Here is a 24,655-nt window from a genome sequence, read left to right as displayed (position 1 = left end):
TAGTAATCAATTATAAAATAATTGTAAGATTTGCATTTTTTGGTGCGGAATGTGGGCTCCATTACTTCATTTGTAGCATTATCTATATCAGCATCATAATCATCGATAAATATATTTTTTATTACTAATCTTGTTTTTTAATTGTAGTACCCCTATCTTCATCCGGAGTATAGGGTACCTGTGGAGTTACCGTAAAGGGAATAGCCTTGTTTCATGAATAATAGTACCTTGTGAGTTGTAGGGAATTCTTGCTTGAGCAACGACTCCTACGGGAAAGGACATTGCTTCATGATCAACTGTAACTCGTACGGGAAAGGAAATTGCCTCCTGAATTGTTTCCTGAGAAGATGTGGAACTTCTTAACTTATTCTCTTCTATAAATTTTTCATTAATCTGTACACGACATTGTGGACATTTTGGACAAGATTTATCTCCTAGATAAATTGAGTCAATTATGCAATTTTTATGAACTTGATGAGTATGATGACATTCTAACATGATTATATTGCCAGAATATTGAAAATAGATATCTTCTAAGCAAATAGAACATGTTTGGGATAATACTTCTATTAGATTAGAATAACTATGTTTCTTTGCTATATCTAAAGGCATATTTCCATCTTTATTCACTTTAAACTTATTAACTCTATTTTTTAACAAAACATTAACTGCATCAGGATCATTCTCAAGAACTGATCCATGTAATAATGTATTGCCATCACTATCTTGGTCATCTAGTTTATATCCCAACTTAGGTAACATATTTACTGTTTCCTCTAATGCCTCCAATTTGCCTGAATCTATAGTAGTATGTACTGTCTTACTAGATGATGTGCCATTATGCATATGCGTTAATCTTCTTGTACAACTGCTGGTCACAACATGTAATAAGATTGTAATAGCATATAAACTACCCCTAACTTTTTTTAATAGAGCATAAAAATTGTATAAAATCATAATAAAAATATATTTAAACCTATTAAAAATACTTACTTATTATCTTTTCAAGCACAAAATTGTTGTAACTCCACAGGTACATTTTTTGAATTTTATAAAAAAAATGATTGTTAAATAGAAATATTTTTATCAATTTTAACATATCGGAAAATATACTACAAAAATTTTTACAACTAATTTTATATTTTATACAAATCAACTATAAAAATAAAATCTGTTGTATGCAGAACACAGGGTGCCTGTGTAGTTACAAATTGTTAAAAACAAAGAATTATCAATCGAATTATATATGACATTAATATATAAAAATATAAAAATTATGTAACTACTCCAAGTACCATATATTCCGTATATCTGGTGAACTTTTAAGGGAATTTTATTCAACTTCAGTAATTTTAGGACTTACGCAACATGTCTATTTATATCCTTCCTTAGTATTTAAATTTTGCCTATCTAATACATTCTATGATAATCATTATAGTTACTAAATGGTATTATTACCATTTCTAAAATTTTTTTAAAAAAATACTGTGAACATAATTTATCTTTTTTTATAAAATCTTCACTAATAAGCTGCCTACAAATTGGACATATCTTATTTCCTGTATTAATACATTTAACGATACAATCCTTATGAAAACGATGATGAACACTACATGGTAATACAACAATAGAATCTTCTGTCTTAAATTGATCAAGACAAATAGAACATTTATCCAAATAAATATCTAATGATACGCTTTCTGGTTTTTTTGCAGATCGATCAAATACATCTAGAGATAGTAGTTCAATAAAATGATTATGGCCATTAGCTTCTGCTAACATTAATGGGGTAATGTAATTTTTATTTAATGCGCTTTTATTTGCGCCTCTAGAAAGTAAAATTTCAATGATTTCTCGATGGCCATTATAAGCTGCAAAATGCAAAAGAGTATTTCCATGATTATCTGGTTTATTTACATCAGGTATATTATCTAATAAATATTCTATGTATGCTTTATTAAATGAAAATGAAGTTGAAGAAACTCTTTGAGTAAGTTGAAAGTATGGATCGAATATAGGAGATTTGATGGTTTCTTTTTTATAATCTTTACAATGTTCGTAGTTTCCTCCTATTATTTGTCCCATCAAAGAAGTATTTGATGCGTTTTTAGTACAATTAGAAATAAATATACTTGACAGAGTCATCAAAAAAATGTGTAAAACCTTTTTGTTTCTTTTTGATAAAATATTATTCATATTCATAAAAAATTAGTAGATCAGTATTTATATGTTATGCTTTATTATACATAATGTAATATATAATTAAAATTAAAAAATGTCAATAATATGTCCAAATATCTATCTTTTTCTATACACATTTTGTAATCAACAGTAGATCTGTTGCGTAAGTCTTAGGAGACTTGAAGCAGATAAAAATCTATTCGAAAATCCTTTTTTTCTATCATAAAACAACAAACAATATACTGTATAGTCCTTTTTTTGATCGTTTTTGCTCAAATCCTAATCAAATCCTAATATATAGAAACCTGAATTTTTGATATGCTTACTTACGCAACAGGTCTATTGATTTTATTTGCATAAATAATTCTGTTTTTTGTCTTTATTAAAGCCATTATTTACTACATCTACGTTAGTGAGGCATTCAGAATAGCTTTCTGTAATGTGTTTGCTTAAAAAAATTAACCACTTTTTATTAAACGACATAAAATACACTCAAGATCAAATACTTATTCCATCATATATTTGTACCACCACCAAAAAGTTACATAAAGTATTGTTTTTATACAAAAAGGTGTATAAATTGTATCGTGATAGAGGCACTAGTTGTTTTGTATTCCTTTTATTATTAATACATTTTATGCTATCACAGCATTTTTTAATATTCTGTATATCATAGGAGTGAAAATAAATTCCTTTGTGTCTCATATCATTTAACACAATTAAGTTATAAAGCTTATAACATATAATACACTATGTGTAGTAAAACTACATTATGTATTGTTAAGTTATAAATCACTGTGTTTATGTGCAAATTCAAAATTTATAAATAAAGAAGATTAAAAGCGGTAAAAAATTTTTAATAGCCTTGATTTATGTGAATCGACTTTATTATTTGACTATATGCTTATGTATTATACATAAACATATAAAAACCGGTATTTAAATACATAATAATAAATTAAAATTTGTACTAATACAGCTGATTTTGTGTTATACTTATTATTAAATGGATGAAATACATGTTCAATTTTTTTATTAAACTATAAACAATCATGAAAAAAAGTTGCTTAATTTTAATGTCATCTGTTGCGATAATTTTTACTAATTGTAGCAGAAATGTAACATCTCAAGGAATAAAAGAGTGGACTAAAGAGGAGATCAGTAGAGATAAAAATAAATTTATAAATGAGTTAACGAATGCAACGACTGATGAAAATCAGATTATCGTTGACTGTTCATCTGGATCTACTAGACAAAATATAGCAAATACAGCTATTGCTAATTATGAAAGTCCTATAAATAGAAGAAACTGGCTTACAAGCGGAAATAGGTTTAATTTTGGTCCTGGAAAACCTAAATGTAATCAATTTGTTTGGGAGGTTACTGCAGCAGTCGGTGCAAATCCAGGTTTGCCTAATCATAGTTCAGACCTTGCTGGAATAAGGAGTTGGCTACATGATTTATATCCAGATCTTATTAGATATGAACAATTTCCCCCATCTGCTAATCAATGGGCAAGTAAAGATCGATCTGTTATAGATGAAGGTTGGTGTCCATTAGAAGCATCTGGAAGAAGTACACGCCCAAATCCAAGTCCAGGAGATGTTGTAGCAAAATACGGAAGCAGAACGGGACATGTTTCAATAGTTACTGGATATCAAGAATCTACTGGAACAGTTTACGAAGGTATTATTGATAAAACAGATTTTGGCTTTAGGGATCAAGAAGAGGTTTTTTGGCGTTGGCAAGAGTAGATGTATTTGTACTCTATCTATTTATGATAAAATGATTGGTAAGAAATTACTATTTCTTGTAAAGAAATTGATTTTTTACTCTATAATATGTTTTACTATCATAAAGTTGCTTATAGTTCTACGTATAGATACTTACTATTGGAGGTATAGGTTACAATCTGTAGGTGCTAATCGTGGAACTATAGTAACCTTTGAAGAAAAGTTAATTGCAATAGCTCACAAAACAGATCCACATAAAAATCCTGAAAATCTTTTTTTATCTAGGGATTTTGTCTGGATTTATAGACATCCATCTTGTTATTTACCGCACGTAATTAGTCTATTAAATAACCCTTCTTGCTCCGAAGCAGAGAAATTAATTGCAATATATGGGATGGAAAAATTAGATCTAGATAACTATCTACTACTCTTACAAGAGGGTATAAAGCTTTATCAAAAAGGCATTATTTCTCAAGAATTACTGAACATACTATTGGGATTTTCTTTGGCAGAATGCCATCCTTTAATCAAGAATTATCAATCTATACATACTGTAGACTTTTTAAATGCTATCAGATCTTTGCGTATTCCATGGAACTTATTCGACTATATACCAGAACATATTACTTCTATCCTAAGTGGAAATGCTTTAAGGAAATGGCAAATTAGAAAAGAGCTACCGGAAATAAAAAAGATAATGCAAGACATTACGGTACCTCCTTTTAGAACCATTACAACAAATCAGTTATCCTTTTCAAGTGGTTATTATCAGTACTCAGGACCTGAAAAATCAGTTGAACTATTAATTGTTGTTAATGGTAAACGAGTAGATTATCCACTGTTGGTGGAACATAACTTAGATCCATTATTTGCAGAAATTTATTTCCATCCTATTGACTATATGCAAGAGGCGATGGATTTAATAGAAGATCCTTCATTTGATAGTATGCTAAAAAAGAAAGTAATTTATGCCATGCGTAGATTGCCTTTAAAGCAACATATTATTTTTGTAAAATTCTGTTGTAATGCTTATATAAGAAATAAGATTCCACAAAGTTTGCTTATGTACATGCTGAATGATTTTTGTAGAGCTTTAAAAGTACCACCCACTATTGTAGAAGCATATAAAAATAAAGAAGTACGACAATTATTGATGGAAATTCAAAAAATAGAGTCGTTACCAAACGAATTTATATCTGCTATACAGGGAGTTATGTCTGGAAGGTCAAAATGGATTTTTCATGCTTCACTAATAAAAGGATGGCCTGCATTTAAAAATAAATTCACAGATTTTACGTATGGCCCTATAGAATACCCAGTTATAGATTTTACAGATGGTAATATTACAATATACCATTCATTATATGGTAAAGATTCTAATTACATGTATTTATATGAAGATGTCTATCCTACTAAAAGATGGTCCCTGCTTTCTTGTTTTATATCATTAAAAAAACAATTTTATTTCTATATAAGAGAAATACACAAAAAACTAATGTTGTAAGGAGTACAAATAGTGATTTAGAAGGCTAACCAATATGCATTCTTATTTATTTTTTCCTATTCCTAATCTATACGCTTGTATGATGCAAACGTATAAATAGGAATAGGTAATTAAAAGGTAACTACCCAGGTACCCTATATTCCATACAAAACGATATTGTTTTTATGAATGATTTATAATGAAATATAAAATTATTGGTAAAAATTTTGGTAGCACATTTGCTTGTATGTTAAAGTTTGTAAAAATATTTATACCTAACAATCAATTGTTTTTAAAATTCGTTTAAGTTGTCTATTTTAGATATTAAAGCAGAGAGCTGTACAGGAAAGAGATTTAATATTGAAATACAGATTACCGATGCCAAAGACTACGATAAGCGTGCATTGTATTACTGGGCTAAATTGTATACAGAGCAATTAGAAATTTCTAGAAGTTATGATATTTTATCTAAAGCCATCGGCATCCATATACTTAACTTTACCAGTATTCCTACATCGGAGAAATACCATAATATATTTCATATTAAGGAAATAGATAATAATATACATTATTTCAAAGACCTAGAATTACACACCATAGAGTTGAAGAAATTCATCAATGATAAAGATTCAACATTATCCGATATCGTATCGAAAGTAAGCAGTGGTTTAGACAGATGGGTTACCTTTTTATCCCGTCATGATTTATTAAACAAAGAGCATTTACCCTCTGCATTAAATAGACCTGTTGCGTAAGTCCGTTATTTAAAATTTTTTATTGGATCTCTTTGGTGTTATAATTCCCTTACCTTTCTTGGTGTTATGCTATTCTTTTTTGGAAAGCTGATCCATTTTTTAAATTTACCAATCCTGCTACAATTTCAAATTTTATATCATATCTTTTTCGTTTGTTTCTATATCTATTTCCAATGATTTTGAATACTTTTATGGATCGTATTTTATGTTCTACTAGCACCCTGTCTCTAGCTAAAATCTGATTATATACCTTTTTTTCTGGAGTTAATGGATTATTTTTACTTGATTTATATGGAATAATGGAATCATTATGAATATTTTCTATGCCCTGGTAACCCGAATCTGCTAATACTAGGCTTTTTTGATCAGGAGGTGGTTCCTGTTTAAATATAGAGAAATCATGTACTTTGCCAGGATGGGTTTTTGATAGATGAACTATGGTGCCAGACTCATTTATACGGATTTCTTTCTTAACCGTATGTTGTTTCTTTTTACCTGAATAATAAGATTCTTGATCTTTTTTAGGACGTTCAATAGGCTGTTCAGTCACATCTATAATGATCGTTTCAACTTCTTCTTTGCTCAGAAAGCGTTTGGAAGAAATCGGTAAAATTTTAGATAGAAGAGGTTCTAGTTGTTGAATAATACGGCATACATTTGATTTATCTAGATCAAATAGATAACCCAAAAATTCTTGGGTAAGATAACTTCTATAGTAAATCAACAGTAGGGAAACCATACTACCTAGATCGTGTTTGTAGTGCCTACCAGGACCTTTATAACGCTTACTAAGATGAGATGCCCAAACTGGGGTTAAGAAAAATAAAATTTTTTGCAATTCAGAAAGCTCTATACCTAATAAACGACGTAAAGAAAATGGATGTTTCGATAATTTTTTATATATTAAGCCCATAGGGGGTAGGTATTTATACGGTTATTAAGTATTACCCCCTATTTTAACATTTTTTTACTCCAAAAACTAATAACAGGGACTTACGCAACAGGTCTAATAATAATAGCTTCTGTTTCTACTGCTGAATAACCAGGATAAAGACCTTGTCTATTGGCTGTATAAAAATGTCTGTTTGTGTTGTCTTTGTTTTCTATATGTCTTCCGTAAAGGCTTACAATGTTATTGTCTCTATCTTTCAAAGGAAAAATAATGCAGTTTTTTAACTGATTATAATAACTTCCATTATTATAGCCAACTTCTAGTTTTGCTAAACCATTTTTCATAATTTTATATAAAAGATTAAAAAGTATTTGATTTTTAATAACCATAATGAACATAGGCGAACGTATCATTCAACTCAGAAAAGAGTGTAATATTTCACAATCTGAGTTAGCTAAGAAAACTGCAATGTCTCGTACGATTATTGGAAATTACGAACGAAACGCAAACACACCTTCTATTGAAGTGCTTGCAAAATTAGCGAAAGTTTTTAATGTAAGTTTAGATTTTTTAATAGGGGAAGGCGAAATCGCTTCTTTCAATAAAGATGTACTTAAACGTATTGAAGGTATTCAAAACTTAGATACTGATACAAAAAACCACTTGTTTTTTATTATAGATACTGTTATTCAGCATTTTAATACAAAAAAAGCATTTCTAAAATAGAAGAATTATTATGAAAACAATAACTATTGATATTGTTAATGATAATGCCTTTAAATTGCTAAAGGAGTTAGAGTCACTCAAAATTATACGTCTTCATAAAGAAAAGAGAAAACATAAAATAAGAGAAGATAAAGGTGACTCCAGAGAAGAAGTCTTAGCTAATATTAAAAGAGGAATTAAAGACGTTAAGCTATTTAAACAAGGTAAATTAAAAACAATTTCTGAAGAAGATTTTATCAAAGGTCTCTGTGAGCTATAAAATTATATTTTCTAATCATTTCAATAATACGATTAAATACCTGATCAAAAAATATCCTTCTCTTAAGAATGATATTTTATCACTGATTTCAAGCCTAAAAATAAATCCTATTCAAGGTATCGCATTAGGTAAAAATATGTATATAATACGTTTATCTATTGGATCTAAAGGAAAAGGGAAATCAGGTGGGGCAAGAGTTTTAACTTTGGTAAAAGTTGAAGAAATGACTGTCTTACTTTTTGCTATCTATGATAAAAGTATCAAGGATACACTTTCCACTAAAGAAATTCAAGAATTAATTAATAATACATAATGCTGATTATCAAAATTATTTTATATTACTTTTTTGTTCTAATTCATCAATCGCCTTCAAGCTTTCTTGAATAATTTCGACGAATTTTTCTTCACCATAATAACAATTAGGACATTGATTCATCAAATAAAAAAAGTCTTGTCGATTCCAAACTTAATACCTTATCCAAGGCAAGACAATGCGCCCTATTATCCATAAATCGGAGCTCGATGTATTACACATCCAAAGTATTAAGTTCGTCTAATTCAACTATCTTAGATAAGATAGATAGCATTTATTGTAACAATCCTGACTATGGTTATCGTTACATATACAGGCAATTAAAAGAAGATGGCTTGCATGTAGGGAGAGATCGTGTCCTTAAATATATGGGTATAATGGGTATCAAAGCTATTTATCCATGTAAGAAAAAAACTACTTCTATTAAGGATAGTAGTCATAAGATACATAGTTATTTACTTGACAAATATTGACTTAAATCAGGTGAAAAAAGGACTGTTCATGTAGAGCATGTCAATGATGTTTGGAGTGGTGATATAACCTATATACGGACTCATGGTGGATTTATGTATCTTGGTGCTATTATAGATTGGCACAGTAAAGCGATATTAAGTTACAAATTGTCTAACTCTCTGGATGCAACATTGGTCACTGATGTATTAAAGGATGCACTTGCTAAATATCCTGCACCTAAGATATTTTAATAGCGATCAAGGTAGTCAGTATACTGGATGTGATCATACGGAGATATTGAAAAACAATAATATTCAAATATCTATGAATGGAAAAGGTAGGAGTATTGATAACATTATTATGGAAAGATTTTTTAGAACCTTAAAATATAATTGTATCCTTATTAAAGATTTTAAACATATTAAGGATCTTAAAAACGGTATTGATGACTATATAAGTAAATATAATTATCAAAGATATCATTCAAGTATTGAATATCAAAANCAATGAATGTATATCTTAGGTATCTAAAAAACGCGGCCTAATAGACTGAAAATAATGGGAAGCAAAATTAACAAAAATTTTGTCTAGTTTTTTCAGTCCACTATAGTTCCAACTAGACATTCAAATTCATCTATAAATGAAGCGGTAGATTTCTTATTACAAAATGATATAAGTCCTGATTTTATTTTGAAATCAGTAATAAAAGATCGAGTTTCTTTTAAACATTCTGTAAAATCTGGAAGAGGAGTCGTAGAGCTTTTTCCTCAAGATGAAAAAGCTACTAAAGAAATGTTTATGTGTTGTGATGAGATTATAGATATTATCTATAAAAACTATATATAGTATATATAATTAATATTATATTTATATATAATAAGTATTTAAATTTTAAATAAAATGCTAAAAAATAAACAGATACCGAATCCTAATAAAATTTCTAAAGATGAACATGAGTTTGTAGAAAATGTATCACAATCTATATCAGGGGTTTTGCACGAAATTTCAGTAATGATTATTTAGCATATTCATGATAAGATTTTTGTATTTTACAAATCTTATCATGAATATATTACAATTAATCAATGAGATTCCTGATCCTCGAATGGAAGGGAAGGTAGTCTATAAATTTAGCACGATTGTATTTGTGGTATTGTGCGGAATACTATCTGGTTGTGAGAGCTGGTCTGACATAGAAGATTACTGTGAGTCTAAGAGAGAATGGCTTGGACAATATGTAGATTTAAAAAACGGAGTGCCGTCAGAATGGACATTTAGGAGAGTTTTTACATTACTAGACCCCGATCATATAGAATCTTTGTTAAGAGCTAATGCAAAGCAAATAGTAAAAGACAAAAGCCCGAGCGATCAAATTGCAATTGACGGTAAAGCTATACGCGGCAGTAAAAAGCAAGATCTAAAATGTCTTTATTCAATTAGTGCTTGGTGTCATGAGAACGGCTTGGTTTTAGGAGAGATACAAGCCGATAGCAAATCTAACGAGATAACGGCAATTCCGTTATTATTAGAATCGCTTGATTTAAAGACAAATACGGTGACTATTGATGCGGCAGGATGCCAAAAATCTATAGCCGAGATAATAGTGAAGAAGAAAGGCGATTATGTTTTAGGTCTAAAGCGTAACCATCCAAAACTATATAAAGCGGTTGAAGAATATATTAAGAAAGTTGGAGAAAGTAACGAAAATCTACTATTTGATGCTTTCGACGATAGTCACGGTAGAAGAGTTCGTCGTCGAGCTTTTGGCTATGATGTAAGTAAACTACCGGAACAGGGGTTTTGCACGAAATTTCAGTAATGATTATTTAGCATAGCAATGATAAGATTTTTGTATTTTAAAAATCTTATCATGAATATGAAATTCCGCACTAAAAAAACATAATTTTTAATTATTTTTATAACTGATTAAGAATTAATTATGTAAAAATATCAGAAACAGATCTTCCTAGTCAAAGTAAAACTTTGTACAGAATATAGGTTTTTAGATCGATTAATTAGTAATAAATACTTCTTTTTCTATTGTATAGTAACTTTTTATTTAGCATAATAATGCATGACTTTAATCATTCTTTAAGAAATAAGAGACTAATTAATCATGTTCTTCCATAAAATGCTGTTTTTGAAATAAAAATAAATAGTCTTGATGCTAGCAATTGACATTGATGCAATCAGTACGAAAAATAAAAAATCTAAAAATTTTGTGCGAAATGTCGGATGAATATGCTAAATAATCATTACTGAAATTTCGTGCAAAACCCCTGCCCAGAAACTAAAGAATTGGTGATGACAGCAGCAACAAGATTAATACAACAAGGTGAGCAACTTGGATTAAAGAAAGGAAGACAGGAAGGAAGACAGGAAGGGGAACGTATTAAAGCAACTAAAATAGCTCAAGAAATGTTGTCAGAAGGATTTGATATGGTAAAAATTTCTCGTATTACTGGTCTTTCAGAACGAGAAATCAAAAACCTGTCTACAGATAAAGTATAAATATTTTTGCTTTCTCCAGTCATAAAGATTGGATTGAGCAATTTTATGTCTTGATCGATTTTTTATTCTTAAAACGGTCGTTTGGGGAATAAATAAAGGGGATTTTGAAAAATTTTGTATAAGGTTTGTTATCCTCGTTGTCTGTTAACTCTATTACGATTTTTTTTACGGTTACCTATATGATCTAAAAAAGCATCTCTATCAGGTATTTCATTTCCTTTTGAATCATAATATTTACACTCATAATCATTAAGATTACGATCTTCACTGTCAAAATTTATTCCTATAACAACAATATCCTTGTTCTGACGAATATACTGTTGGATATACTTAGTATTTTCTGTCTGTTTTAATGCAGTATTAGCATCTTGACCATGTTTTAATTCAAATATGTACGTGAGACTTGGTATAGAATTAATAACAATATCTATTCTTCCTAGATTAGAACATTTTTCACTTTCTGGATTCAGTTTAGCTCCTCTTAAAAAAGCATGAAGCACTGAATGGTAAAAAGCTTCATTTTTATTTTGTTCTTGCAAAAATAAGAAATAAGGGATACTTGAAAAAGAAGATTCAAGGGTAGAAATAAAACCATCTATGTCCACATTTATTAGGGAATTTCTTACGTTATCCTCGCTATCTCTACCTTTGGATTTTAAGGATTCTTCAATTTCTTCTGATAACGAATTATAGAAAGATTCTTTTACTTCATCATTAGGGAATGTTACTAATAAAGGCTTTGTATCTGATGCAAGTTCTCCTTTCTTTAATGGTGGTTCATACTTATCAATAGTTAGATAGCCTGATTGGAACATTTTACCAACCATATTTAACTCATTTTCTTTAGGACTGGTTAATTTATACTCTGTAGTAATAATATTTTGACTAAAATCTATGTTAAAATAGGAGTCATCAACTCTTTTAGTTAAAAAAGTAGGCGTTCCTGTATTATACCAATAGTTATTTAGTATACCATGTTTTAAAAATTTTAGTGTAGACCAAGGGTTATATACTGAAATAGTATTTTTATGTGTAGCAAACTTATATCCATTATATTTGGAACGCATATGTGATATAATTGTATTTGTATCCAATTCTTGTTCCTCGGCTAGCTCTTTTATACGTTTATAATAGGCAGAACCCTCCTGTAATAAATCTTCTTTTTCTCTATAACCAGCTATAGTTGCATAATCTTGATCTAAAGTAATGTCGTCTAAATTATTAGGACCAGAGTTGCATTCTTTAAAACAGTAAGCACTAACACCTGTGACAAATTCTAGCTTAATCTTATTGTCAATAGAAAGGCTTTTAATAACTCCTAAAAAATCTCGTACAATTAAACGATTACTTTCTTTTATGACGGGATCTGATTGGTTAATAAATGGAGCATCGTATTCGTCTACTAAGACGACTATTTTAGGTTCGTAACTTTCATCCGTCTTTTTAAGTTCTATGAATTTTGAATATAGTTTGTTAATTAAGTTTATTGTATAATCTTTAATAGGATTTTTTTCTGTAGGAATATCAATTTTTACATCGTATTCACAAGCAATATCATATAACCTATTTATAAGAGTATGTTTAAGTAATTCTGAGTCATCATTATCTACTTTTGAAAAGTCCACCCTAATCACAGGATATTTCTTCCAATCATAACCAGAATTATAGATATAGCAATCTTGAAATAGCTCTTTATTTCCTTTAGCTATTTCTTCTAATGTGCTAACAAATAAGGATTTTCCAAATCTACGGGGACGGGAAAGAAAGATGAATTTATTAACACCAGACATTAATGTATAAGCATGATTCGTCTTATCTACATAATACTGCGTAGATAACATTTCTTCTATAGAAACAACACCAATAGGGATATTATCATATCCATATTTCTGTCTTTTACTATCAGACCCTATTTCTACCTCTTCTAATGGTCTTTTATTTTCTAAGTCTTTTGGATCTTGATGCATACCATACTTATTTGTTTTACATGAAAATAAAGATAGTATAAGACACAGTAATACTGCATAAAACCTTGTGTTTTTTTGGGAAACCATTTTTTTAAATCATTTTTTTAGTGCTCGATATGTCTTAATGAGCTATGTGGGCAGTAATAGATAAGACTACATCAATGATACCTGTAACAGGTGTATCACTATCTCCCATAAAGACAGATCAGACTATATGTTTTTAATTTATGTTCTTGTTTAAATATTATTTTTTAGTTCTCGATACGTCTTAATGAGCTATGTAGGCAGTAATAAAGAAGACTACATCAATGATACCTGTAACAGGTGTATCACTATCTCCCATGAAGACAGATCAGGCTATATTTTTTTAGTTACGATGTAAAAATACGAAAATGTTTTAATACTATTGGTTACATCTTCACAAAGGTACGTAACGTATCCACATGATTTAGATTTGTACATGCTCTCCTCGTAGTTGTTTTATACGGTCTGAAGTGAAATAACGATAGAAAGCCGTTCTGCCAACATTGAGCTGGTCAATGACATCTCCAATGAAAGGATAGTTTTGCGTATCCTTGAGCATTGATTCCGCTTTTTTAATGCTTTGCTCATCCATACATTTTGGTCTTCCCCCTCTACGTCCTCGTTTGTTAGCAGCTACTAGACCGGCTCTTGTATTTTCAACGATTAATTCCCGTTGAAATTCATCAAATGAAGCTGTTATATGGAAGAACAATCGCCCTTCTGGGGTGGCTGTATCTATATTTTGGGTGAGTACTTTAAGAGCAATATTCCGTTCATTAATATCACTGACTGTTTTGATTACTTGAGTAAGGGATCGTGCTAATCTAGAGAGTTTCCAGACAACAAGCGTATCTCCTGAACGTAAATATTCAAGGGCAGCTTTTAATTGTGGTCTATCTTTATGAGAGCCTGAAGCACTTTCCGTAAAAATTTTTTCACACCCGGCCATACGCAAAGCATCCATTTGCAGTGCAATGTTCTGGTCCATGGTTGAAACACGAGCATATCCAATGAGCATAAAAATTTGTTTTTAAATAGGTTTTTGGTAAAAGTAAAAGAATATTATTTTCCGAACAAGGAAAAGGGACAAGATTTGGCTGCCTTATTTGAGGTTTTGGAAGACACTCTTCCTTGTTCCTAAAACGCTCGTTTTAAGAATTAAGGTTCCTGGAGAGTTACAAACATTTTATACAATCTTTTCAAAATCCTCGTGATAAAATCACGTAATGTTTGTTCAGATGTAACCAATAGTATTAAAACGTTTTTGTATATTCATAGAGTAACTAAAAATATATAGCCCTGACTGTCTTCATGAGAAATAGTGGTACGTTTGTTACAAATATTATTAATGTAGTCTTCTCTATTACTGCCTACATAGCTCATTAAGACATATCGAGCGGAAAAAACAAATGATTTAAAAATGGTTTCCAAAAAAAACACAAGGTTTTATGCAGTATTACTGTTTCTTATACTATCTTTATTTTCATGTAAAACAAATAAGCATAGTATGGGGCAAATATATTCAGGCCATCAAAAATCAGATGAAGATATGCAAATAGATCATGATAATAAAAGGCAGAAATTAGGTTATGACAATATCCCTATTGGTGTTGTTTCTATAGAAGAAATGTTATCTACACAGTATTATGTAGATAAGACTGATCATGCTTATACATTAATGTCTGGTGTTAATAAATTCATCTTTCTCTCCCGTCCCCGTAGATTTGGAAAATCCTTATTTGTTAGCACATTAGAAGAAATAGCTAAAGGAAATAAAGAGCTATTTCAAGATTGCCATATCTATAATAAAACTAACTATGATTGGAAGAAATATCCTGTCATTAGGTTGAGTTTTTCAAGATTAGTTAATGAAACACCTGAAAATCTAAAACAATCAATTCATAAATCTTTACAAAGAATAGCTATAAAATATGGCGTAGAAGAAAAAATACTTGCTTTTAGGGAATCATTAACAACTATTTCTTCTAAAAAAGAAGATGATACTTTTCAAGAATATTGTATAGACTTAGTTGATAACTTAATAACCTTAGAAGGTTACGAACCTAAAGTAGTCGTCCTGGTAGACGAATATGATGCTCCTTTTATTAATCAATCAGATCCAATTATAAAAGAAAAAAATCGTGAAGTAGTTCGAAATTTTTTGACAGTTATAAAGGATCTTTCTCTTGACAATAAAATTAAATTAGAATTTGTCACAGGTGTTAGTGCTTACTGTTTTAAAGAATGTAAATCTGGACCGAATAATCTAAATGATATTACTTTAGATAAAAACTATGAAACTATAGCTGGTTATAAAGAAGAAGATTTATTACAGAAAGGTTCTGTTTACAGTAAAAAAATAGATGAGTTAGCAGAAGAAAGAAATGTAAGTAGAGATATACTAATTGGTGAAATGCGTGATATGTATAATGGTTATAAATTTCATCCTGGAGAAAAGACGATATCTGTATATAATCCATTGTCAACATTAATGTTTTTAAGTCGTAATGAATTAGATAACTATTGGATTAATACAGGAACGCCTACATTTTTAGTGAATAAAATGAATAAGTTAAATGCTGATATAAACTTTTCTACTCAGCCTATTGAAGTTGTAAAATCTAAATTAATAGAACACAATGAGGATAGTTTAACTATAGAAGGCGCTATGTTTCAAGCAGGCTATCTAACTATCAAGGGATATAAAAATAAAATAGAACAAGGAAGATTTATTAGACCTAATGAGCCAATATTACTAGAATTTCCTAATGATGAAGTTGAAGATTCTTTTTATGATTTTTTAGTACCAGAATTTAAGAAAAAATCGAAATTAGAAGGTGAAAAAATTAAAGATAAAATAATTACAAAACTGAAAGATATAGATCTAGAAGGTTTTGTTAAAGTTATTAGATCATGCATGTCAAGTATACCCTCTAATTTATCTAATCCAAAGCATAATAGAAATGAAGCCTACTACCATACAGCTTTACACTGTTTATTGGAAGGAGCGGAACTAAATCCACTTAGTGAACATGCTACTAGTGAAGGTAGGATAGATATTGTTATTGACTCATTAAGTGATGTTACCTATATATTTGAATTAAAACATGACCAAAATTCTAATACTGCTTTAGGTCAGATAGAAGGTAATAATTATAGGGAAAAGTTTCTTTATAAAGACAAAAATATAGTCCTTATAGGACTTAATTTCTCTAGTAAAATTCGTAATGTTGAACAAAAATTTGATTTTACCATCTACGATGAAGATGGCAATCAAACTACTAAAGATGCTATTCTTGGTAGCCGTAAGCATATACGTGATAGGGAAGTTAACAGACAACGAGGATAACAAATATTTTACACAATCTATTCAAAATCCTCTTGTTAATCAATATTTTTACTTGTAATATCTCTTTTTTCAAAAAATAAATCTGCTTTTTCTGACAATCCTGGAATAATAATATTCACATACACATTATGGCAACGTGAACATTCTATCATTTCATTGTCTGTTTCAATTTCCCATGCATTTTCACAGTTCCAACACATTACTAGTCTTTCATCTAGTTGTTCTATTTTGTATTTATTTTCTGGATCATGAACTTGAGGCAATAAATTAGGATTAAAAAACTCATAATCCATAAGCTTTTTATAGTGATTAAAAATTCCTTGATAATCAGTATTACGTGCTTTTTCTTCATATTCAGGTGGTGTATAATCCCCACTATCAAATAGCTGTCTCCAAAAATATTGGTCTTCTGCCCACTCTTTAAATGTAAAAATTGGGACAAGTTCTTTTATACCGTAGTTTGTATTATAATTACCAAAGCAAAAATATCTTGAGAGTCTATTGTCAATGATTTCGAAATTTTCTAAATCATGTGGGTATGGACAATAATCACTGATATTTTCACAAATATAAATCCCAATTCCTTTAAAGTAAACCCATGCATATACCACATAATATCTATTTTCTGATATGAAACGTTCTTCATCTTCTTTAATGCACTTTACTAACATTTAATATCCTATATCTTTAAATTTAACATCAAAAATTTCACCAGTCGTACTATCTTTAAAGTAGTGAATTTGAACACGATCAATTACTTCTCCTGTTTTAGGATCTGTAAACTCTCTTAAATATTTATATTTTTCAACATTAAGATCTTTTAGTCTAGGATCTGTTAAAAGATGTATTTTTCTAGTAACTTCTGCAGGGTTTTTAGTAAGAATTTTTTTTATTGTTACTCCATTTCCACCACCTCCTGACATTGCTTCCTTTAATGCTAATTGTTGATTTAATGTTCTAGGTTCTATATAATGACCATCTTTACCTGGAATACTTGGTCTATCCCCTTTAGCCATTTTACTAAACCCTTCTGGAATTTTACCATTCCCAGTCTCTAACCCGCTTGAACTAGAAGATCCAATTTTTTCTTCCGCATCACCGATTACTTTTCCATTTTTATTCCCATGATTTTGTAGAGCATTAACCAACTTCTTTGAAACCTTGTTCGTTACCTTTCCCGTTACAAAATTTGCAGCTAAACGTCCAGCACCTTCTATGAGCGTTGTACTAGCTTTTGCCAAGAATAGCGCTTATTCATTTGTTAGGTCGGAATCAATAGTTTTTAAATAGTTCCCTATTTTTTGATGTACTTCTTCTGTACGAAGACCTGTTTCCTGAATAACTTTTTCATAGATATCATTAACCAATGTGTAGGCAACAGCAGTAGTAGCTACAATAGCAGCAAATATTGCAGGACTTTGCCAAGCTAGTGTGAATAGAGCAGGAGCTGTTTTAAGTAGAACAGCAACATTAGCAACATCAATGCCCTTATCAATAAGGTTTTTGATATCTGGGTTTCTGTCTAGCCAAGCATCTGCAGCCATACCTGCTTTTGCCATAGCAGATAATGCCGCCCCCCCATCTATGACCCTATCTGGCGCTATTTCTGCTAGCCGATCACGCATTTGGAAAGCATCATTCGCCTCTTCTGGATTATTACGAAGCGTATCGATCATCTTTTTCTTTAGATCATCTGCACTGTGGATACCATGACTTTCACGCTCATCAGGTGACATTTGTACCATAAGAGAGTCTAACGCACAATTATTCTTCCCTGATGGAATAACCTTATCAGCCAGACTTTTATCTAGAGGAGTAAAGTGGCCTGGATTATCCGATGTAGGAAGTATATGTTTTACCAAAAAAGGCTCACCAGGAAGATCATCCCCTACTACATATTTTAGTTTACCATTTTCATCATACACATAAACAGGGCGGCCAGTTTCTCCAGAAGCCAAGGCTAACTCTGTAGTATCACGGAGGTTACCATCTTGTTCTAGCTTTTCTAGCCCTTTTTTAGCATGTTCATTAAGTTCTACAGGTGTTTTTTCTTTAGGAGCTTTTTTGTTGTTTTTACCTTTGGCTTTATCTCTCTCCTCTTTGCGTTTTGCCTTTGCTTCTTGTTTGGCTTTTTTAGCATTTGCATTGGCTAAGGTGTTGGCCCTATCTCTCGTATTGCGATCTGTTTGTACCTTGACCCTTAACTCTTTGACAGCTGCCTCTTGTGTTGCAAACATCTTACTCGTCAAAGCATTCACCCCATAACTCATCCCTGGGTTAATCAGATTGTTTTTAATCGAGTTAGTCAGTTTACTGGCAATTTGGCCTTTAAACGAATCAGCCAACCCTTGAGGGGTAGAAGGGCCTAAGTTATTATAATAGCTTTGTAATTGTGTTTTTTCTGTATTCGGTTTAGAGCTATAGGAGGTATTTTCTGATAAAGTATGTACCGTAATATCGCCTTCCTCAAGTCCTACGGACTTGATGGAAAAATCACTTTTTGTGGCATTGCTATACACCACAAAAAACATAAAAATAATAAAGTTTAGACACCTTTTCATGTTGTTAATCTACGATTTATAATCGGATTATCTGATATTTTTATTTGATTTTTATAGGATAGATTTTTCAAGTGAAGAAAAAAATTGATAACAGATCCGTTCGTATTCAAGTGAAAGAAAAAATAAATAGCAAATTAATTTGGTTTCAAATGAAGAGAAAAAAGCAACTATATTACTGTATATCAAATTAAAACTATTGTAATGGATGGAACTGCAAAATATATTTCCGTAAATCCTCACTGTCTTTCTGTTTGTATGATTCAACACTATTGACAGATTTAAATCCTGCATAGTATTGTGTTTTACGTAAACCGTATTGTTTAATCCAAAGTGTGATTCTAGATTGTCTAAATTGTTTTAAACAACTGATATTCATTTGTAAATTACATCCATGATGACGCATTTGTTTGTTCAGGATCCGAAGTTGATGATAAAACTTGTTCTCGTTAGCTGCCTGAGGACTAATAAGTTTTTCGGTGCTTTTATCTCTATGGTTTTCTATATAATAATGCAATTGTAATATCTGATGAGATACTAAGTCTAATGTACGGGCTACTTTCCTTTTTTGACTAGCTGGAACATATAGTTTCCCAGTTTGTAAGTTTAGGTGTTGGATTTCTAAACGTGCCATATCACTGGTATCTAATGCTTGATAAATACTAAAACTCAATAATATTTTATTGCTATGTCTAAAAAGACTTTGCTGATCTTCTGGAAGATAACTGTGATAAATATGATCAAGTTCTTCTTCAGTAAATAATATTTGTTGTTTTCTTTCAATGCCTTTTATACGTACTTGATAGGCAATATCTGGAATATCTGCGCTGCGATAATAATAACTTATGGACTTTAAGTGTTCATTGGTTACTTGTTTGCTTTTGCTTTTTTGTAGGTATGTAATGTAGTTGATTAAATCTTTATAGGTTGCTTCTTTTATATGGATATTATTGACTGTAAGCCAGTTTATATAATGGTTAGCACAATGTACTATTCTTTTTATTGTCTTTCTTGCAAATCTTTTTTCCGTTAAGTAAGATGTAAGATCGTTGTGCATGATGGTGAGATATTTTTGTTAGTAATGCTAATTTCAAATGAAGAAAAAACTATAATTAAGATAATTGATTTTATTCAGGTGTTTTCAAGTGAAGAATAAATATATATATTGCTTTATATCAAAGTAAAAATATTTTTTATGTGTTTAGTTCTTCTGCAATTCGTGTATAAATTTGTGTACTTTCTAATGTGATGTGCCCTAAAAATTTACTAATTTGTTCTAATGGCATACCTTGATGTAAAAAATGAGTGGCTATAGAATGACGCAAACTGTGTAGACTGATTTCTTGTTTTATTTTTGCTTTCTCTAATAAATGTTTTAATCTATTATTCAAGAAACTATTATTTAATGAATGTCCACCTGGTCTCAGCAAAAATAGTATGGTGTTATGGTTATAAATAAAATTAGGTCTGCTATAGGTCTCGTAATCTTGTAAATCTTTAGTAATGCGATCATTCATAGGAATAAACCTGTCTCTATAGTTTTTACTAGGTGCTACATATAAAAGTTGTTTTTTATAATCAATATGATTTGTTTTTAATCGTATTCCTTCACAACATCTTAACCCACAACCGTAATAGAGTCCTAAAATAGCTCTGTCTCTTAGACCGTTAAGACTGTCATCAGTAGATTCGTATAGTTGATTTATTTCTTCTTGAGTAAGAATCTTTCTTTGGCTTGCTATGTTGGATTCAACACGGATATTACCTGTAAATATTTTTTGTTCTCCAGTAAGTTCCAGGTATTTGCTTAATAAGCAAACAATATTGATATGGCTCTGAATGTAAGAAGAACCAAGTCCACCTACTTTTCGTAAGTTTTTTTTTTGATGTAAAAATTGATTGTAGGAAGCTAAATGATTGGGAGTAATATCAGATAAGTCTTTGATATGATGTTTTTCTAACCAACAAAAAAACGTTGTCAACTTTCTTTTATAGCCTTTGATGGTTTCCATAGCATATCCTAAACATTGTAACCATTTTATAAAGGAGAATTGATGGCTTTGAAAGGGGGTGGCAGGGGGTAAAAATTTTCGTCCGCTTACTTCCATTTTATTTTTAGTTCGCAACTATAGTATTTTATATCATTTTCAGTAGTTTAAGTTGCGAATTAGCTCAATTCGCAACCGTTCGCAACATTCGCAACATTCGCAACTGAAATAAAAGTATTCATTATCAATGTATTAAAACGGTTGAGTTGCGAACGGATTTTTAACTGCTGTAATTTCTTTTAATTTAGATAGGGCTTCGTCTAATGCTGTTTGTACTTGGTTTTGTAATCTGGTATATTCTTCTCTATCAGTTATTTCGTACTCAAATCCTGTGGTATATTTATTGCCTCCTACTATTTTGATATAGCCATATTTAGTTAGCTGTGCCAAATAGTGACGTAGGTTGTCGGGATGGATTCTTAGCCAATTTCTGATATCACTTCTAAAGAAACTGGCCTTATTTTCTTTTAATAGCAAGTTTTTGAGCGTTTCTAAAAAATCTCGACAGGATTTAGTAAGTTCATCGCTTTTAGCTAGCAAAACTTCTTTTAAAAGTTTATTGGCTAATTCTATATCTTCTAAAGTGGTTTCTATATAAGGAGTACTGGTAGATGTTCTCTTTATTTCTCTTTGGTATTGATGTACAAAGGTTATCGCTTCTATAAATTGTAAGTAATGGGCATTGGTACGAAGGGGTTTGAATACACTTGAAGGAATAATTAACTGATCTGCAAAGGGATTAACCACAGTTATAGGACGTAATATGAGTTGTATGTCTTGTAAAAATTCTCTGGTAGCTTCTTCTTCAGCTTTGTTTATTTTTCCAGCACTCAGAAGTCTTTGATACTGCATAATATTTTGTTGCTGTTTATCCGTATTATCAAGATAAATTAGCAGACAACGGTTGGCGTTATCTTCATACATACGCTCTTTAGTTGTAGTTCCATATAGGCAGATAGGGCCTTCTACTTCTAATAAAATGGTTTTCATATTTCCTTTGCTATCTTTCATGGGAACGATTTTACTTACATAGCCTTTGCTTTGTAACTCACGTAATACAAAGAGCATACTGTTTGCTCCGTCCATATCCTCAATAAGGATGAGTTTATTTTTAAGATCTGTTTTCCCAACATAGTAAAGTGCATTTTCTGTTGAGGCTGTGAAGCTTATTTTATGTTGCTTTGGTATGAGTTCACTCATACGTTCTTGCAAATAAGTTTTTCCTGTTCCTGATGCACCTAAACATATAATGTGTAAGGGGTTATCGGTAAGCCTCGAGGTAAATACGGTCCACATAATTAGTCTGTTGACTATTTCTCCTATTACACCTGTTTTACTGATAAGTTCGTTTAGTTTTTTGTAGAGGCTTGGTGTTTGGAGGAAGGCAATGAGTTCTTCTTTTCTAGCCGAAGTTAATATTTTTGGTTTTTCTACTTTAGGTTGTTGAGCTTCTATACGAGCATGACGATAATCTTCTAGCAGGGTAATAAGTGCTGCTATGGCATAGTTTAGGTGTTTGGTTCCTATTTCTAATTTCTCTGATACTGTTTTAATAAAGCGTTGTATTTGTTCTTCGCTATATAGGTCTAAGTTGCTTTGTCGAATGGCATGTAGTGGGTTAGAGCTTTGTGCTATTTGTATTTTTAATGTGATTCTTAATTTGTCTAGTGGGTATAAGGCGATTCCTCCAATAATAGAAAATAGTAGGTTCTCATATGAAAAGCTGATGTAATCAGGATTTGTGGTGTTTAATTTTCCTGTTGTAGGGATCATTGTTTCATTCACATTTTCTGCTACTTGTATGTTTTTTTCAGTTGAGGCTTCAAATGAAGAAAAAAGAACTGAAGAATCGCTTTCTTCTGATGAAGAAAAAAGGGTAGTACAATCTTTTTTTTTAGCTGAGTTTTCAAGTGAAGAAAAAACAGTAGAGGGGTGAGGTGATTCAAGTGAAGAAAAAATCTGGATACGTTCTTGGATAAGGTGTTCTAAGATTTCTGGATAATGGCTAATAATAAGGCTGTTTACATCTTCATTTTCTGGTGTTATGACGTTGGATATCTTTACTTTTGGCAGTAATTCATGTAGCATAAGACTGTGTTTCTGTGTCCATGCTCTGCCTGCTGCATCGCCATTTAAAAAGAAGATAATTTCTTGAAGGTTTTCTAAAGAGGCTAATGCCGTTTTATGTTCTTCATTGAAAACATTGGTTCCATATAGAGATAATACTTTATGGTTGGTATAAAGCTGTATAGTAGCTGCATCTATTATACTTTCTGTGATGATAATGATTTTCGTATCAGCTTTTGGATAACCTGGATAAAGGCCTTGTCTATTAGATGTATAAAAATGTCTGTCATCTTTTCCTTTGTTTTCTATATGTCTTCCGTAAAGGCTTATAATGTTATTACCTCTGTCTTTTAAAGGAAAAATAATACAATTTTTTAATTGATTATAATAGGTTCCTGTATTATAGCCTACTTCTAATTTAGCACTGTATATGCGTCTATTTTCTGCATAAGATCTAGCTTTACTACTGCTGAAAAGGCTTTGTTTAAGCCTAGAAAATACTTCTGATAGGTCCGCTTGTTGCGTAATGGATTTAGATACATGTGGTTCTATGCTTATGCAAATAAGACTTTTTGCTTTCATTATGGCTTCGTATTTGGTAATCTTTTCTTTCTCTTGGATAAACTGGATGGTATCCATGGGTTGTACATTTTTATTACAATTACCACTGAAACAGAATACTTTATTGGTGTCTGGATAGACCTGCATGCTTGGGGTTTTGTCATTGTGAAAGGGACAACGTATCATTTTATTACGGTTTATTTGGATCCCATAATGGGATAAAACGGTCTGTATAGACAGTTTTTGTAGAATCTCTTTTATCTCCATAAAATTTACTTGTTCTTTTTTGATACTTATCAAAGATAAAAATAATGTGTCAAATAGGCAATATCTTACTTGTCAAAAACTATTAATATTGCTTGATATATTCCTAAATGATAACTTTAATCTAAAATAAAAGTACATTATGAAACATATTGGAAAAACTATAAAAGGAATAAGAAAGAAAAAAGGCTTAACGCAACAGCAAATTGCTGAATTAGTACATATGCACCGTTCTAATTATTCTAAGGTCGAAAACGGTGAGCGAGAACTCTCTATTGAAGCAATTGATAAAATTGCTAAATATTTTGGAATGACAATTGATCAGCTAGTACATTTTGGAGGTAATGTACCAGATGATATTGTAGTTGAAGATAAAACATTAATGGAACAAGTAAAACTTATCAATGAACTGGAAGAAGAAGAAAAGTCTATGATCTTTAAAATGATCGATACATTTCTAACAAAGAAAAAATTTAAAGATTTTTTTAAGAAAAATATTGCATCTCTATAG

Annotated in this window: 24 protein-coding genes and 1 pseudogene; 13 read left to right on the top strand and 12 right to left on the bottom strand. The window is 30.7% G+C overall.

All coding sequences use genetic code 11. The features are described from left to right. Positions 1–186 precede the first annotated feature (186 nt). Positions 187–957 (bottom strand): RING finger protein, encoded by a 771-nt coding sequence (locus CCPUN_RS01925; protein WP_133281898.1) that lies wholly within the window; start codon positions 955–957, stop codon positions 187–189. A gap of 453 nt (positions 958–1,410) precedes the next feature. Then, a complete protein-coding gene (locus tag CCPUN_RS01920) occupies positions 1,411–2,085 on the bottom strand; it encodes an ankyrin repeat domain-containing RING finger protein (RefSeq protein WP_165941905.1) in 675 nt (224 codons plus the stop codon). Between the two features lie 1,148 nt (positions 2,086–3,233). Between CCPUN_RS01920 and CCPUN_RS01915 the strand changes: the two genes are divergently transcribed. The 3 genes from CCPUN_RS01915 (at position 3,234) to CCPUN_RS01905 (ending at position 6,152) form a co-directional block, all read left to right on the top strand. Continuing rightward, the gene (locus CCPUN_RS01915; RefSeq protein WP_133281896.1) at positions 3,234–3,935 is read left to right on the top strand and encodes a hypothetical protein; all 702 of its coding nucleotides are present in this window, start codon (positions 3,234–3,236) and stop codon (positions 3,933–3,935) included. 106 nt (positions 3,936–4,041) lie between these two features. Next, positions 4,042–5,418 (top strand): hypothetical protein, encoded by a 1,377-nt coding sequence (locus tag CCPUN_RS01910; protein ID WP_133281895.1) that lies wholly within the window; start codon positions 4,042–4,044, stop codon positions 5,416–5,418. 287 nt (positions 5,419–5,705) lie between these two features. Then, positions 5,706–6,152, top strand: coding sequence for an Rpn family recombination-promoting nuclease/putative transposase (locus CCPUN_RS01905; RefSeq protein ID WP_133281894.1), 447 nt, complete (start codon positions 5,706–5,708; stop codon positions 6,150–6,152). A 64-nt stretch (positions 6,153–6,216) separates the two neighbouring features. Here the strand turns inward: CCPUN_RS01905 and CCPUN_RS01900 are convergent, their stop codons facing one another. Together CCPUN_RS01900 and CCPUN_RS01895 are read right to left on the bottom strand one after the other, a co-directional pair. Beyond that, on the bottom strand, positions 6,217–7,065 hold the full coding sequence (locus CCPUN_RS01900; RefSeq protein ID WP_133281893.1) for a transposase family protein: 849 nt from the start codon (positions 7,063–7,065) through the stop codon (positions 6,217–6,219). A gap of 80 nt (positions 7,066–7,145) precedes the next feature. Next, the gene (locus tag CCPUN_RS01895) at positions 7,146–7,388 is read right to left on the bottom strand and encodes a hypothetical protein (RefSeq protein ID WP_165941904.1); all 243 of its coding nucleotides are present in this window, start codon (positions 7,386–7,388) and stop codon (positions 7,146–7,148) included. Between the two features lie 46 nt (positions 7,389–7,434). On the opposite strand from CCPUN_RS01895, the gene CCPUN_RS01890 reads away from it, so the two are divergent. From CCPUN_RS01890 to CCPUN_RS01855, 8 genes and pseudogenes are all read left to right on the top strand, one after another. Further along, positions 7,435–7,770: a helix-turn-helix domain-containing protein gene (locus CCPUN_RS01890; protein WP_204594639.1), complete on the top strand. Its 336-nt coding sequence runs from the start codon at positions 7,435–7,437 to the stop codon at positions 7,768–7,770. A 10-nt stretch (positions 7,771–7,780) separates the two neighbouring features. Next, the gene (locus CCPUN_RS01885) at positions 7,781–8,029 is read left to right on the top strand and encodes a hypothetical protein (protein ID WP_133281890.1); all 249 of its coding nucleotides are present in this window, start codon (positions 7,781–7,783) and stop codon (positions 8,027–8,029) included. Between the two features lie 136 nt (positions 8,030–8,165). Then, positions 8,166–8,342: a type II toxin-antitoxin system RelE/ParE family toxin gene (locus CCPUN_RS04875; RefSeq protein WP_320410533.1), complete on the top strand. Its 177-nt coding sequence runs from the start codon at positions 8,166–8,168 to the stop codon at positions 8,340–8,342. 209 nt (positions 8,343–8,551) lie between these two features. Further along, positions 8,552–8,815 carry a helix-turn-helix domain-containing protein gene (locus CCPUN_RS04955; RefSeq protein WP_133281888.1) on the top strand — a complete coding sequence of 88 codons (264 nt, stop codon included), beginning with the start codon at positions 8,552–8,554 and terminating at the stop codon, positions 8,813–8,815. A gap of 18 nt (positions 8,816–8,833) precedes the next feature. Beyond that, positions 8,834–9,340, top strand: a pseudogene (locus tag CCPUN_RS04950) (IS3 family transposase); the annotation flags it as partial. Positions 9,341–9,485: 145 nt separating this feature from the next. Next, complete coding sequence (locus CCPUN_RS04695; protein WP_165941903.1) at positions 9,486–9,641, top strand: hypothetical protein; 156 nt, start codon at positions 9,486–9,488, stop codon at positions 9,639–9,641. Between the two features lie 217 nt (positions 9,642–9,858). Continuing rightward, a complete protein-coding gene (locus tag CCPUN_RS01860) occupies positions 9,859–10,614 on the top strand; it encodes an ISAs1 family transposase (RefSeq protein WP_165941902.1) in 756 nt (251 codons plus the stop codon). A gap of 449 nt (positions 10,615–11,063) precedes the next feature. Further along, on the top strand, positions 11,064–11,306 hold the full coding sequence (locus CCPUN_RS01855) for an RpnC/YadD family protein (protein WP_133281885.1): 243 nt from the start codon (positions 11,064–11,066) through the stop codon (positions 11,304–11,306). A gap of 128 nt (positions 11,307–11,434) precedes the next feature. Here CCPUN_RS01855 and CCPUN_RS01850 read toward each other — a convergent pair whose 3' ends face one another. Then, positions 11,435–13,273 (bottom strand): AAA family ATPase, encoded by a 1,839-nt coding sequence (locus CCPUN_RS01850; protein ID WP_165941901.1) that lies wholly within the window; start codon positions 13,271–13,273, stop codon positions 11,435–11,437. Between the two features lie 448 nt (positions 13,274–13,721). Then, entirely contained in the window at positions 13,722–14,315 is a 594-nt protein-coding gene (locus tag CCPUN_RS01845) for a recombinase family protein (RefSeq protein WP_133281883.1), read from the bottom strand. A 489-nt stretch (positions 14,316–14,804) separates the two neighbouring features. Here CCPUN_RS01845 and CCPUN_RS01840 point away from each other — a divergent pair, with 489 nt between their 5' ends. Beyond that, positions 14,805–16,646, top strand: coding sequence for an AAA family ATPase (locus CCPUN_RS01840; protein WP_165941900.1), 1,842 nt, complete (start codon positions 14,805–14,807; stop codon positions 16,644–16,646). A 35-nt stretch (positions 16,647–16,681) separates the two neighbouring features. Here the strand turns inward: CCPUN_RS01840 and CCPUN_RS01835 are convergent, their stop codons facing one another. From CCPUN_RS01835 to CCPUN_RS01810, 6 genes are all read right to left on the bottom strand, one after another. Further along, positions 16,682–17,317 carry a hypothetical protein gene (locus CCPUN_RS01835; RefSeq protein WP_133281881.1) on the bottom strand — a complete coding sequence of 212 codons (636 nt, stop codon included), beginning with the start codon at positions 17,315–17,317 and terminating at the stop codon, positions 16,682–16,684. Continuing rightward, positions 17,318–17,887 (bottom strand): hypothetical protein, encoded by a 570-nt coding sequence (locus CCPUN_RS01830; protein ID WP_133281880.1) that lies wholly within the window; start codon positions 17,885–17,887, stop codon positions 17,318–17,320. A gap of 9 nt (positions 17,888–17,896) precedes the next feature. Beyond that, positions 17,897–19,177, bottom strand: a complete 1,281-nt coding sequence (locus CCPUN_RS01825; RefSeq protein ID WP_133281879.1) for a hypothetical protein — start codon at positions 19,175–19,177, stop codon at positions 17,897–17,899. Positions 19,178–19,400: 223 nt separating this feature from the next. Further along, a complete protein-coding gene (locus tag CCPUN_RS01820) occupies positions 19,401–20,261 on the bottom strand; it encodes a tyrosine-type recombinase/integrase (protein WP_133281878.1) in 861 nt (286 codons plus the stop codon). Between the two features lie 136 nt (positions 20,262–20,397). Further along, entirely contained in the window at positions 20,398–21,312 is a 915-nt protein-coding gene (locus CCPUN_RS01815) for a tyrosine-type recombinase/integrase (protein WP_133281877.1), read from the bottom strand. Between the two features lie 132 nt (positions 21,313–21,444). Continuing rightward, entirely contained in the window at positions 21,445–24,147 is a 2,703-nt protein-coding gene (locus tag CCPUN_RS01810) for a CHC2 zinc finger domain-containing protein (protein ID WP_133281876.1), read from the bottom strand. A gap of 139 nt (positions 24,148–24,286) precedes the next feature. On the opposite strand from CCPUN_RS01810, the gene CCPUN_RS01805 reads away from it, so the two are divergent. Beyond that, the gene (locus CCPUN_RS01805) at positions 24,287–24,655 is read left to right on the top strand and encodes a helix-turn-helix domain-containing protein (RefSeq protein WP_133281875.1); all 369 of its coding nucleotides are present in this window, start codon (positions 24,287–24,289) and stop codon (positions 24,653–24,655) included.

Origin of the sequence: Cardinium endosymbiont of Culicoides punctatus, from assembly GCF_004354815.1 — a bacterium.
Taxonomy (GTDB): Bacteria; Bacteroidota; Bacteroidia; order Cytophagales; family Amoebophilaceae; genus Cardinium.
Note: the sequence above shows the minus strand (reverse complement) of the source record. Positions and strands in the feature narration are given on the sequence as shown.